The organism is Agromyces sp. CF514, assembly GCF_900113185.1.
In the GTDB taxonomy this organism is placed as follows: domain Bacteria; phylum Actinomycetota; class Actinomycetes; order Actinomycetales; family Microbacteriaceae; genus Agromyces.
Genome location: NZ_FOZD01000001.1, coordinates 576,266 through 588,635, shown reverse-complemented (window position 1 = coordinate 588,635; position 12,370 = coordinate 576,266). Strand labels below are relative to the sequence as shown.

At 69.5% G+C, this 12,370-nt stretch carries 12 protein-coding genes and 1 tRNA gene; 1 reads left to right on the top strand and 12 read right to left on the bottom strand.

Annotation, left to right across the window (positions count from 1 at the left end):
- Window positions 1-11: 11 nt before the first annotated feature.
- From BM342_RS02600 to BM342_RS02575, 6 genes are all read right to left on the bottom strand, one after another.
- Window positions 12-1,025: an ABC transporter permease gene (locus tag BM342_RS02600; protein ID WP_092963958.1), complete on the bottom strand. Its 1,014-nt coding sequence runs from the start codon at window positions 1,023-1,025 to the stop codon at window positions 12-14.
- Between the two features lie 125 nt (window positions 1,026-1,150).
- Window positions 1,151-1,555 carry a RidA family protein gene (locus BM342_RS02595; protein WP_092963957.1) on the bottom strand — a complete coding sequence of 135 codons (405 nt, stop codon included), beginning with the start codon at window positions 1,553-1,555 and terminating at the stop codon, window positions 1,151-1,153.
- Window positions 1,552-2,424, bottom strand: coding sequence for a fumarylacetoacetate hydrolase family protein (locus tag BM342_RS02590; protein ID WP_092963956.1), 873 nt, complete (start codon window positions 2,422-2,424; stop codon window positions 1,552-1,554). The genes BM342_RS02595 and BM342_RS02590 overlap by 4 nt, the downstream gene beginning before the upstream one ends.
- Entirely contained in the window at window positions 2,421-2,936 is a 516-nt protein-coding gene (locus BM342_RS02585) for a nuclear transport factor 2 family protein (RefSeq protein WP_092963955.1), read from the bottom strand. Before BM342_RS02585 ends, BM342_RS02590 begins: the two co-directional genes overlap by 4 nt.
- A complete protein-coding gene (locus BM342_RS02580) occupies window positions 2,929-4,221 on the bottom strand; it encodes an FAD-dependent monooxygenase (protein WP_092963954.1) in 1,293 nt (430 codons plus the stop codon). Before BM342_RS02580 ends, BM342_RS02585 begins: the two co-directional genes overlap by 8 nt.
- Window positions 4,222-4,241: 20 nt before the next feature.
- Window positions 4,242-5,021: a dienelactone hydrolase family protein gene (locus tag BM342_RS02575; RefSeq protein ID WP_177232028.1), complete on the bottom strand. Its 780-nt coding sequence runs from the start codon at window positions 5,019-5,021 to the stop codon at window positions 4,242-4,244.
- 148 nt (window positions 5,022-5,169) lie between these two features.
- Between BM342_RS02575 and BM342_RS02570 the strand changes: the two genes are divergently transcribed.
- Complete coding sequence (locus tag BM342_RS02570; protein ID WP_092963952.1) at window positions 5,170-6,225, top strand: amidohydrolase family protein; 1,056 nt, start codon at window positions 5,170-5,172, stop codon at window positions 6,223-6,225.
- 197 nt (window positions 6,226-6,422) lie between these two features.
- On the opposite strand, the gene BM342_RS02565 is transcribed toward BM342_RS02570, so the two are convergent.
- The 6 genes from BM342_RS02565 to BM342_RS02540 all read right to left on the bottom strand — a co-directional run bounded on the left by BM342_RS02565 (window position 6,423) and on the right by BM342_RS02540 (window position 12,330).
- Window positions 6,423-6,495, bottom strand: a tRNA-Arg gene (locus tag BM342_RS02565).
- Window positions 6,496-6,614: 119 nt separating this feature from the next.
- Entirely contained in the window at window positions 6,615-7,004 is a 390-nt protein-coding gene (locus BM342_RS02560; protein ID WP_177232027.1) for an MmcQ/YjbR family DNA-binding protein, read from the bottom strand.
- A gap of 89 nt (window positions 7,005-7,093) precedes the next feature.
- Window positions 7,094-8,080 (bottom strand): carbohydrate ABC transporter permease, encoded by a 987-nt coding sequence (locus BM342_RS02555; RefSeq protein ID WP_369823095.1) that lies wholly within the window; start codon window positions 8,078-8,080, stop codon window positions 7,094-7,096.
- Window positions 8,077-9,060, bottom strand: a complete 984-nt coding sequence (locus BM342_RS02550; RefSeq protein WP_177232026.1) for a carbohydrate ABC transporter permease — start codon at window positions 9,058-9,060, stop codon at window positions 8,077-8,079. Before BM342_RS02550 ends, BM342_RS02555 begins: the two co-directional genes overlap by 4 nt.
- A 182-nt stretch (window positions 9,061-9,242) precedes the next feature.
- Window positions 9,243-10,604, bottom strand: coding sequence for an ABC transporter substrate-binding protein (locus BM342_RS02545; RefSeq protein ID WP_092963950.1), 1,362 nt, complete (start codon window positions 10,602-10,604; stop codon window positions 9,243-9,245).
- Between the two features lie 85 nt (window positions 10,605-10,689).
- Window positions 10,690-12,330 carry a glycoside hydrolase family 13 protein gene (locus tag BM342_RS02540; protein ID WP_369823147.1) on the bottom strand — a complete coding sequence of 547 codons (1,641 nt, stop codon included), beginning with the start codon at window positions 12,328-12,330 and terminating at the stop codon, window positions 10,690-10,692.
- Window positions 12,331-12,370 lie beyond the last annotated feature (40 nt).

The following is a 12,370-nucleotide window of genomic DNA, read 5'->3' as shown; positions in this document are numbered from 1 at the left end:
TGGGGCTTCGCCTAGCGGGTTCGGCGATGGAGCACGGTGGAGATGCTGACCGCGATGATCAGCACGCCGCCGTAGAAGATGTTCGAGATCGCGGGGCTCGCGCCGAGGAACTTGAGGCCGAGCACGCCGGTCGCGAGGAAGTACACGGCCACGAGCGTGCCGAGCGGGTTGAAGCGGCCGGGCTGGAAGATCGCGGTGCCGAGGAACGTCGCGGCGAACATGGGCAGCATGTACGTCTGCGAGGTCATGGCCTCGGCGCCGCCGAAGTAGGCGGCCGAGAGCACCCCGCCGAGGCCGGCGATGACGCCCGCCGAGACGAACGCGCCGATGCGGATGCGGTTGACGCGCACGCCCGCGAGACGGCTGACCTCGCGGTTCTCGCCGACGAAGCGCATGTTGCGGCCGAGGGGCGTGAACTGCAGCAGGTAGGCGAAGCCGAGCATGAGCACGAGCGCGAGGTAGAACGTCGTGGGCAGACCGCCGAACGTGGTGGTCGCGACCTTCGAGAACTCGGCGGGCAGGCCGCTGACGGGCTGCAGGTTGCTCGCCCAGCTCGCGCAGCCGAGCAGCACCGTGCCCATGCCGAGCGTGACCACGATCGTGTTGACCCCGAGCCTGACCACGAGCAGTCCGTTGATGAAGCCCGCGAGCGTCGCGATCGCGATGGCGAAGAGGGCGGCGAGCCAGACGTTCCACCCGTGGTTCACGTTGAGCACGACCGTCAGGATCGACGCGAGGCCGAAGTTCGACGCCACCGACATGTCGACGAACTCGCCGACGATGATCGTGCAGAGCAGCGCAGCCGAGAGGAACACGAGGTCGGACTGCCCGCCGAAGATCGACGCCCAGGTGCCCGCGTGGAACATGTTCTGGGGTCGCAGCACGGCGAAGACCGCGATCAGCAGGATCCACACGGCGATCACAGAGAAGCGCGACGACGCCCAGCCGATCCACGATCGGGGCTGCGTCTCGCGTGCGGTCGCGATGGCGACGGTCTCGTTGGGGCTGGTCTTCGTGTTCGTCATGGGGGTTCCTGCTCCCGTCCTCGCACCATTGCGTCGCACGGTCGTCGTGCGGTCGGTCGAGCCGGGCTCCTGCCCGGACTGAGTTTCGTGTGTGAGATCATATGCGATCTCCTGCTTGATGGGCGTCATCGGATGCCGCCTCCCGGCCGCTGCTCGATCACCGCGGTCAGCTCGGCCTGCACGAGCGAGCCCCCGTCGAGCGGGGCAGCCATCACCATGCGCGCTGGCCGGTCCGCGGCATCCGGGAACATCGCGACCCACTCGCGGTTGATCCCCTCGCGGTCGCGGTGGTCGGCCACCCAGAGCGTGAGCTTCAGGATGTCGCCGACGTCGCCGCCCGCGGCCGCCATGACCTCGCGCACCCGGGCGAACACGAGCACCACCTGGGTGTCGAGGTCCTCGGGCATCTCGCCCGTCCGCCGGTCGCGGGCCGTGAGCACGCCCGACTGCACGAACGGGCCGATGCGGCACGCGGCGGGCACCGGGTTCACGTGCGCGAACCCGTCGATCTCGATGGTCGCGCGAGTCATGGTCGCTCCCCCGCACTACGCTCGCGGACGACCCGGTTCTCGATCGCGCCGAGGCCCTCGATCTCGGCCCGCACGACATCGCCGACCTTGAGGAAGTTGCGCGTGGGCGCGCCGATTCCCGCCGGTGTGCCGGTCGCGAGGATGTCGCCGGGCTTCAGCGTGAACACCTGCGTCAGGTACGCGATCTGCTCGGAGATGTCGGAGATCATGTCGTCGGTGCGCCAGTCCTGACGCACCTCGCCGTTGACCGTGAGCGTCATGCGCAGGTCGAGCGGGTCGACGATCTCGTCGTCGGTCGTGAGCCACGGTCCGATCGGCCCGTGCGTGTCGAACGACTTCCCGAGCGTGAACGTCGGCGAGCGCTTCTGCAGCCAGTCGCGCACCGACACGTCGTTGACCACGAGGTACCCCGCGATCACCGACCGGGCATCCTCGACCGAGACGTTCCTGCACTCGCGGCCGATCACGACGCCCAGCTCGATCTCGTAGTCGAGCTCGTCGGAGACGTCGGGCTTGACGATGTCGCCGAACGGGCCGTTGAGGCACGAGACCTGCTTGTTGAACCACAGCTGGCTCGTCGGGATCGGGATGCCGGCGGCGCGCGCCTCCTCGGCGTGCTCCCGGTAGTTCATGCCGATGCCGAGGTACTTCTGCGGGTCGTCGATGGGCGGCAGGAGCTCCACGTCTGCGAGCGCGCGGGTCGGGCCGTCGGCCGCCTGGATGGCGGGGGCGAGCGCGTCGAGCTCGGGCAGGATCGCCCGGAGCGAAGTGCCGACGCCGGGCACGTCGGAGACGTCGACGAGCACTTCGCCGTCGACCCGGCCGATACGCGGCGCGGAGCCGTCGACGGTGAACCTGGCGAGCTTCATCGTGCGGCCTCCCCGGCGGAATCGACGGCCGCGGCGGGCTCGGCGGGCTCGGCGGTGGTGCGCTGCTCGGAGGGGACCTTGCCCCAGACCTCGTCACCGCGCGGCGTGAGCTGGAAGTTGAGGAACCGCCACGCGGCATCCGCCCCGGCTCCGGCCTCGTCGGATGCCCCGCGCACGACGACCTGCGTGACGACGCCCTGCTGCGTGCGCATCGAGCCGTCGGGGTTCGCGAGTTCGTTCACGATCGGGCCCGTGACGATCGCGACGTCGCCGACCACCCGGATGTCGAGGCCGCCGCGCTCGATCGAGCGGTAGGCGCGGCGGGTGCCGACGTGCTCGAGCAGCATGGCCTTGTCGTGCACGACGCCGGGCGCGTGGATGTGCACGAGCCGGTCGTCGAAGATGCGCGCGAGCGTGTCGAGGTCGCCGTCGACGAGCGCCTGCTGTCGGGTGGCCTCGAGGGCGAGGATCGCGGCGCGCTCCGCGGCATCCGCCGTTCTGATCTCAGTCATGCGCGACACCGGCCTCGACCTGCGCGGCCTCCCAGGTGCGGAAGCCCGTCGCCTCGCCGGCCTCGTGCCCCGGGCGGGGTGCCCCGACGAGCGCGTGGTACCTCGAGAAGATCTCGTCGGCCTCGGCCAACGGCAGCACCTGCTCGATGTCGTCGAACGGCTGCCCGTCGGTGCGCTCGGCCACGATGCGGCGGATGACCTCGTAGCCCTCGCCGCGCATGTTGTCGGCGATGCGGTTCACGATCTCGCGGCGCGCGCGGTCGTACGCGGCGAACGCCTCGCGCGGGTCGCCCAGCTCGACGAGCTGCTCGGTGAGCACCCGGGCGTCGAGCATCGCCTGCGTGATGCCGTTGCCGCCGCGCGGGTACATCGCGTGGGCGGCGTCGCCGAGCAGCACGACCCGGCCGTCGACCCAGGTGTCGAGCGGGAAGTGCCGGATGAGCGGGAAGAGGTAGACCTCGCGCGCGTCGCGGATGAGCTGCTGCACGTCGAGGAACGGCAGCTGCAACGAGTCGAACGCGGGGATGATCTGCTCGGGGTCGGCGACCTGGTTCCAGTCTTCGACGGTCTCCTCGCCGTTGGTCTCGACGACCCAGTTGATGAGGTCGAGGCCCGAGCCCTCGAAGTCCTCGGCGATCGGGTACACGATCATCGTCGAGATGCGGGGGTCGCCGAGGTGCAGGATGGTGTGCCCGCCGCGGATCGGCTCGCGCAGCGTCGTGCCGCGCCACATGGTGATGCCCGAGAACTCGGGTTCGGCGAGACCCGGATGCATCTGGCGGCGCACGGCCGACTTGATGCCGTCGGCGGCGATCACCGCCTCGTGGCGCACCTGCTCGGTTCGACCGTCGCGGTGCTCGAGGTCGAGCGTGACGCCGTCGGCGTCCTGGTCGTAGCGCACGACGCGCGCGCCGAGCACGACCGCGTCGTCGCCGAGGCGCTCGAGCACCGTGCGGAACAGCAGCATCTGCAGGATGCCGCGGTGCACGAACCGCTGTTCGTGCACGTAGCCCATGTGCACACCGCACTTCTCGGCGTAGATCTCCTGGCCGAAGTGGTTGCAGAAGATGGAGTCCTCGGCGTCGACCGAGATCGCGCGGAACTCCTCGAGCAGCCCGAGGTCGTCGAGCTCGCGGGTGCCCACGGTCTTGATGTCGACGCCGACGCCGAGCGGCTTCAGCTCCGGCACGGTCTCGTAGATCTTCGGGCTGAACCCGGCCCGTTGCAGCCGCAGGGCGGCGACGAGCCCGCCGGGGCCTGCGCCGATGATGGCGATGTCGGTCATGTGTTCCTCTGTTCTCTGACTCAACGGACGCTCGAGCGGATGCCGGCGGCTGCGCCGGTCACCTCGCCGAGGAAGTCGACGGTGCGCGACCACGCCCTGGCGGCGTTGCGCGGATGGAAGGCGGCTCCCGGCATGCCGAGCGCGTCGGTCCTCGGGTTGGTGAAGGCGTGCTGCGTGCCGCTGTAGAGGTCGAACTCCCAGTCGATGCCCGCGCCCGTGAGGCCGGCCTTGATCGGCTGCCAGTGCTCGGGGCCGGCCATGGGGTCGTCGGCGCCCGTGCAGAGCAGCACGGTCGCCGTATCAGTCGAGGCCGACCAGTCGTGGGCGACGTGGTCGAGGCCGCCGTGGATGCTCACGGCAGCGATCACCCGCCCGCCCGTGCGCACGTACTCGAGGGCCGACGATCCGCCGAAGCAGGCGCCGACGACCACCGTGCGGTCGGCGTCGAACTCGGGCTGGGCGGCTGCGGCCTCGTGCGCGGCGGCGAGGCGCGACATCCATTCGTCTCGGTTGCCGGCCATCGATCCGATGAGGCGGCCGATGTCGGCGCCGCTCTGCGGCTCGGCGCGCTCGCCCCACACGTCGGCGGCGAAGACGGCGTAGCCGAGCTCTGCATAGCGGGCGGCGAGGTCGATCGTGTCGGCGCCGAGGCCGAAGGCGTCGTGCACGAGGAGGATGCCGGGGCTGGGCTCGTCCGCTGCATCGGTCGGCGCCACGAGGCATCCGATCATGCGCGTGCCGTTCGCCTCGTAGGCGACGTCGCGCTGCACCAGGTCGATCAGCTCGATCTGCTCGGCCATGTCGGCCCCCTCTCTGCGCCCGGAGGTCGACGAGGTTCGTTCGACGTCGAGCGTGATCATGATCCTACACAGGATCACACACGATTTCCAACACGATCATCTATGCTGAATCGACATCACGCGAAGAAGCGAGAAGGAGCACCAGACCATGACGGTCGTCGACATCAACATCCACCACCTGCCGGAAGACCTCTTCACCAACGAGAAGATCCTGAACGGCTTCCTCGACTCGGCCCCCCGCGGGTTCGGCGAGATCGCCCGCGTCATCGAGATGGACAGCGGCAAGAAGCAGCTCATCCTCGAGAAGCCCGCCGGCCACCAGAACCTCAACTACGTCGAGGGCGACTACTCGGCCGAGGCGAAGCTCGCGGCCATGGACGAGGCGGGCGTCGACTACGGCATCATGCGCGTGCCCGTCTGGCAGGAGTGGCTCGGCCTCGAGACCTGCAGGGCCGTGAACGACAACGCCGCCGAGATCGTCTCGCGCTCGGGCGGGCGCCTGTTCGCCACCGCGTGCGTGCCGCCGTGGGGCGGCAAGGAGAACATCCACGAGCTCGAGCGAGCGGTCGGCGACCTCGGCGCGGTCGGCGTGCAGCTCGCCTGCCACTACGGCCAGCTCTACCTCGACGACCCGGTGTTCGAGCCCTACCTGAAGGTCATCGAGAAGCTCGACATCCCGGTCATCGTGCACCACACGCCGCTGCCCGTCGAGTGGAAGTCGGTCATCGACTACACGAACCTGCGTCGCGAGTACGGCCGCATCATCGACCAGGGCATCGCCGTAGGCCGCGAGCTCTTCAGCGGCATGTTCGACCGCATGCCCGGACTGCGCTTCATCCACACCATGATGGGCGGCAACTGGTTCGCGAACACCGCCCTGCTCACGCCCCACGCGACCAACAAGGCCGAGGCCATGCAGCGCCTCGACCCGACGGGCGGCGAGAAGATCAAGCAGTACCTGAACGAGAACATCTTCTTCGACATGACCCACCCGCACTCGTGGGGCAAGACCCAGGTCGAGGCCGCGCTCGAGATCAACGGCGCCGACCACTACCTCTTCGGCTCGTCGTTCCCCGTGTTCTACAGCTGGATGGGCCAGGGGGTCGAGTTCGTGAAGCACGAGCTCGAGATCAGCGACGCCGACCGCGACCTCGTGCTCGCCGGCAACGCCAAGCGCCTGTTCAACCTGCCGATCGACCTGTAGGTCGAGGGCGGCGGATGTCGCGGGGCCGGTCGGATCCGATCCGGTCGGGCCCTGCGCGTCTCGCCGAGCGGTCCCGGTCCGGCGCGGCTTCGCTTCCGCCGGAACGTCGTCGCGATTCGCAGGGGAAACGAGAAACGGCCCGCCGAAGCGGGCCGTTCTCGTACTGTCTCAACACAGATCCTGCGGCCAAAGCCGAGTGCGCCCGGAGGGATTCGAACCCCCAACCTTCTGATCCGTAGTCAGATGCTCTATCCGTTGAGCTACGGGCGCATGTTCAGTTTTTCTGTCTTCTGCGCTGTGTCCAGCAGCAGGCAACCCCGTTACTCTATCCCAGACTTCGCGCGGGCGCCAATCGAGCGGAACGCACCTCACCGGTTCACAGCGAGCGCTCAGGAGCGCGGCCGCAGCGCGTCGAGCGCGACCAGTTGCCGCTTGAGCGCGACCTGCCGATACGACGTCTCGATGAGTTCCGAGATCAGCTGCCAGTCGGTCGTCGGTGCGTCGAGGTCGGTGCCGACCCAGTGGTTGCGATCGAAGTACGGCACGCCGTAGAAGCGGTCGTCCTGCACGAGCGCGCGGTGCTCTTCGGGATCGGTCTTCACGACGATCGAGAAGGGGCGTTCCATGTGCGCGCTCACGTACGTGAAGATCGGCTTGGCCGCGCGGAACGTCGGCCGCCCCCAGGCCTCGACCTCGACCGCTTCGGGGAAGTCGAGGCAGAGCGCCCGCACGCGTTCGACGAGCGGATGCCGAGGGTCGACCACCTGGGGATGCTCCACGCGGGGCAGCCTACGCCCGCCCCGCGACATCCGTCACGGGGCCGACGCGGCCGCCCGCGGCATCCGCTCGCCCGACCCCATGAGGGGAGTCAGCCCTTGACCGCTCCCCCGAGGCCGGCGCCCCGAAGGAACAGCCGCTGGAACACGAGGAACAGCACGACCGGGATCAGCGTCGAGATCGCGAGCGCCGCGAGGAAGACGTCGAGCTCGGTCTGGGACTGCACGGCGGGCAGGCGCACCGACAGGGGCTGCACCGCGGGGTCGGGCAGCACGAGCAGCGGCCAGAGGAAGTCCTTCCAGGCGGCGATGACCGCGAACACCGAGACGACGCCGATGATGGGCTTCGACATGGGCAGCACGATCGACCAGAACACGCGGAAGGGCCCCGCCCCGTCGGTGCGGGCCGCCTCGAACACCTCGCGGGGCAGTCCGTCGAAGAAGCGCTTCACGAGCAGGATGTTGAAGGCGTTCGCCGCGGCCGGCAGCCACACGGCCCAGTACGTGTTCAGCATCGAGACGCCGATGACGGGCGGGTGCAGGATCGTGAGGTAGAGCGGCACGAGCAGCACGACCGCCGGAATGAAGAGGGTCGCGAGCACGAGCGCGTTCAGGATCGGCGCGTACTTCGGGCGCAGCACGCTGAGCGCGTATCCGGCCGTCGTCGCGATGAGCACCTGGAAGAACCACGACCCCGCGGCGACGACGAGCGTGTTGACGAAGTACTGGTCGATGTGGATGTCGTTCCACGCCTGCTCGAGGTTGGCCCAGTCGATGCCGTTGGGCCACAGGGCGAACGGCTGGGTGAGCGTGTCCTGCGTCGGCGTGACGGCCGCCTTCGCGAGCCAGAGCAGCGGACCGAGCCCGGCGACGACGAGCCCGACGAAGAGGATCACGTGCACGGCCGACATCGAGAGGCGGACGCCGCCGCGCTTGCGGTCGTGATCGCTCAGGATGCCGCGGTCGACGCCGTCGTCGGCGGCGTCCTTCTCACGTCGTCGCACGAGCCCCGAGAGCCGTGAGCGCAGCTGGCCCGACGCGGGTGTCGTGGCGGGGGCGGTCGTTGCCGGGGTGGTCAATTCGTGCTCCAACGGTCGGTCAGCTTGAAGTAGAGCCAGCTCAGCAGCCCGAGGAAGATCGCGAGCATGAGGCTCAGCGCGGTGGCCTCGCCGTAGGCGCCGCCGAGGCTGTTCTGGAAGGCGTAGCGATAGATGAGCAGCAGCACCGTGAGGGTCGCGTTGTTCGGCCCGCCGCCGGTGAAGAGGTACGGCTCGAGGAAGACCTGCGCGGTGCCGATGATCTGCAGGATCAGCATGATGAAGAGGATGCCGCGCAGCTGCGGCAGGGTGACGTGCCAGATCTTGCGCCAGATGCCGGCGCCGTCGACCTCGGCGGCGTCGTAGAGCTCCGGCGGCACGGCGATCAGCGCGGCGAGGTAGATGATGATCGAGCCGCCGGCCGCGGCCCAGGTGGCCTCGATCACGAGCGAGGGCATCGCGGTCGCCGAGGACTGCAGCCACGGCTGCGGCGGGATGCCGAAGAATCCGAGGATCGTGTTGAACACGCCGTCGGGGCTCGCGTTGTAGAAGACCTTCCACAGCAGCACGGCCACGACGGGCGGCACGACGACGGGCAGGTAGGCGAGGGCGCTGTAGAGGCCCTTGCCGCGCTTCACCTCGCTCATGAGCACGGCCATGATGATCGGCAGCGGAAAGCCGAGCACGAGCGCGAGGCCCGCGAAGTACAGGGTGTTGAGCACCGCCGTGCCGAGGTTCGGGTCGCTCAGCACGCGGGCGAAGTTGTCGAGGCCGACCCAGAGGGGCGGGCTGACGAGGTTCGTCTTCTGGAAGCTCATGATGACCGACTGCACGATCGGCCCCCAGCTGAAGACGCCGAAGACGATGAGCATCGGGGCGAGGAACGCGAGGTTCCAGGCGCCGCCGCCACTGATCCAGGTCATGGGGGTGCGACGCGCGCGCTTCGGGAGAGCGGATGCCGCGGGCGGCCCGGGTTCGTCTGCCGGCGGGGTCGTCGCCGCGGGCTTCGCGGTGAGGGTCATCGGTGATCCTTCTCGTGGGCACATTCGCCGAATGTCGGAAAGGGCGTCTGACACGCCGGGCCGGGCCCTGGCGCGCCCGGCGGGTCGCCTTCCGCATCCGACATTCGGCGAATGCAGGAGGTGGAGACGGGTCCGGATGCCGCGGCCGCATGGGGAGGGTGCGGCCGCGGCATCCGCTGGTCCTACTGGTCGAGCAGGGCCTGCGCGTCGACGTCGACCTGCTTGAGCAGCGCGTCGATGTCGGCGTTCTGGTCGGTCAGGACGGCCTGCACGAGGTTGTCCATCAGGGCGTAGATCGGCTGGGTCTGGCCCTTGAACTCGCCGACGGGCGTCTGGTCGAAGATGCCGTCGAAGAAGCCGGTCATCTGGTCCTGCGGCACGTTGACGTAGGGTGCGATCCACTCCTGCTGCTGGTCCCAGGTGTCCTTGTCGAGCACCGGCAGCACGGGGGTTCCGACGGCCTGGTCGGAGGCGGCGAGCGCCTCCGCGTCGGCGACGGCGGCGTCCTCGTTGAGGAGCTTCTGCATGTAGTACCAGTCGATCCACTTGACCGCGGCGGCCTTGGTGTCGTCGTCGAGCGTGGGCGGCATGACGGCGATGTCGCCGCCGCCGAGCACGCCGCCGCCGTTCTCCGTCGGGATGACGGTGAGGCCGTAGTTGTCGGGCGCCATGCCGAAGTCGCGCACGAGCGCCGTGTAGACGTCGGAGCCCGACGTGTACATGCCGATGTTGCCGGCCGCGAACTCCTGGTTGATCGCTCCCCAGTCGAGGTCGAAGGTCGAGCCCATCGCGTTGTCCTCCCAGCGGAGGTCGTGCAGGTACTCGAGGGTCGCCTTCGTGGCGTCGTTGTCGATGGTCGACGTGTAGGTGCCGTCGCCGTTGTCGGTCTGCAGCGATGCGCCGCGCGAGTCGGCCTGCACCGAGAGCTGCCAGCCACCGGTGTTGCCGGCGGCCATGGTCGCGTAGCCGGCCTTGCCGGTCTTCTCGGCGATGGTCTTCGCGGCCGCCCGCACCTCGTCCCACGTGGTCGGCGGGTTGTCGGGGTCGAGGCCCGCCTGCTCGAACAGGGCGCGGTTGTAGTGCAGGCCGTTGGCGTACGCCTGGCGCGGGAAGCCGTAGAGCTTGCCGTCGCTGCCCGTGACCTCGTTCAGGATGATCGGGTTGAACTTGTCGGAGTAGCCGAGGTCGTCGATCTCCTTCGTGACGTCCATGAGCTGGCCGTTCTCGAGGAGGGTCTTCGAGTCGGTGAACGGCACGGTGAAGACGTCGGGCAGGCTGCCGCCGGCGAGCTGCGCGGCGAACGTCGGCGCGGTCCACTCGTACTCGAGCCCGACGACGTCGATGTCGGGGTTCGCCTTCTCGAACTGCTTCTCCTGCTCGGCGAACGCGTCGTACGCGGCCTGGTCGGCCCCGGGCGGGAACGTCGCGACGCGGAGCTCGAGCTTGCCGTCGTCGCTTCCGCCTCCGTCGCTGCAGGCTGCGAGGGCGCCAACCATCGCGATTGCGGCCAGGCCGGCGATCGCGACCGATCTGCGTGACTTCATTGTCCAGTCCTTTCGGTGCTGTGTGATGCGGTGTGGTGAGGGATGCCGCGGGGTGGTGCAGGGTGGTGCGATGCGGCCTCGACGGTCAGGCGGGTCGGTGCAGCCATGCCGTGGAGTCTGGGGGCAGCAGTCCGCCGACGAGCGGGGCGCTGCTGAGGAGGATGCGGTCGTGCTCGGGAAGGGCGATGGGCCGGTCGCCGAGGTTCGTGACGCTCACGACGTCGTCGCCGCGGCTGAACGCGAGCACGCCCGGCTCGCTCGGCAGCCACGTCATGGGGCCGTCGCCGAGCGAGTGCTCGCGCTTGCGGATGCGCAGGGCCTGGCGGTAGAGCCAGAGCATCGAGCCCGGGTCGGCCTCCTGCGCCTGCACGGTGAGCGCGGCCCAGTCCGCGGGCTGCGGCAGCCACGCGGCGGTCGGCGTCGTGGCACCGGATGCCGCGGTGCGGCCGGCATCGGGCGAGAAGCCGAACGGCGCCTCGGTGCCGCGCCAGGGCAGCGGCACGCGGCATCCGTCACGCCCCGGATCGACGCCGCCCGAGCGGAAGTGCATCGGATCCTCGAGCACCTCGCGCGGCAGCTCGACCTCGGGGAGGCCCAGCTCGTCGCCCTGGTAGAGGTAGAGCGAGCCGGGCAATGCGGCGGTGAGCAGGGCCGCCGCACGGGCACGACGCGTGCCCGTCTCGAGGTCGGTCGGCGTGCCGAACCGCTTCTTCGCGAACGCGAAGCTCGAGTCCTCGCGGCCGTAGCGGGTCACGGGACGGGTCACGTCGTGGTTCGAGAGCACCCACGTGCTCGGGGCGCCGACGGGTGCGTGCGCCGCGAGCATGAGGTCGATCGAGGCGCGCAGCTCGTCGGCCTGCCACGGGCGCGTCATGAAGTCGAAGTTGAAGGCGGTGTGCATCTCGTCCGGCCGCAGGTACGCCGCGAAGCGGGCGGCATCCGGAACCCAGACCTCGCCGACGAGCACGCGCGTGCCCTCGTAGGAGTCGGCGATGCGCCGCCACGCGCGGTAGACGTCGTGCACCTCGTCGCGGTCCTCGGTGGGGTGCTGTCCGGGCTGCACCTCGGCGGGCACCTCGGGCAGCGCCGGGTCCTTGATGAGCAGGCCCGCGGAGTCGATGCGCACGCCCGCGACGCCGCGGTCGAACCAGAACCGGAGCACGTCCTCGTGCTCGGCGCGCACGTCGGGGTGGTTCCAGTTGAGGTCGGGCTGTTCGGGGGTGAACAGGTGCAGGTACCACTCCCCCGGCGTGCCGTCGGGGTTCACGGTGCGGGTCCACGTGTCGCCCTGGAAGTTCGAGATCCAGCTCGTGGGCATCTCGTCGCCGTGCTCGCCCTTGCCGGGGTGGAACCAGAACCGCTCGCGCTCGGGGCTGCCGGGGCCGGCCGCGAGCGCGGCCTGGAACCAAGCATGCTCGCTCGAGATGTGGTTGGGGACGATGTCGATGATCGTTCGGATGCCGAGGGCGAGCGCCTCGCTGATGAGCAGTTCGGCGTCTTCGAGCGTGCCGAAGGTCGGGTGGATGTCGCGGTAGTCGCTCACGTCGTATCCGCCGTCGGCGAGCGGCGACGGGTACCACGGGTTGAACCAGAGCGCGTCGACGCCGAGTTCCTTGAGGTAGCCGAGCCGGCTGCGCACGCCGCGGAGGTCGCCCGTGCCGTCGCCGTCGGAGTCGGCGAAGCTGCGCACGTAGACCTGGTAGATCACGGCGCTACGCCACCACAGGGCGTCATCCGACGGCAGAGCCGGTGCTGCTGCCGGGCCG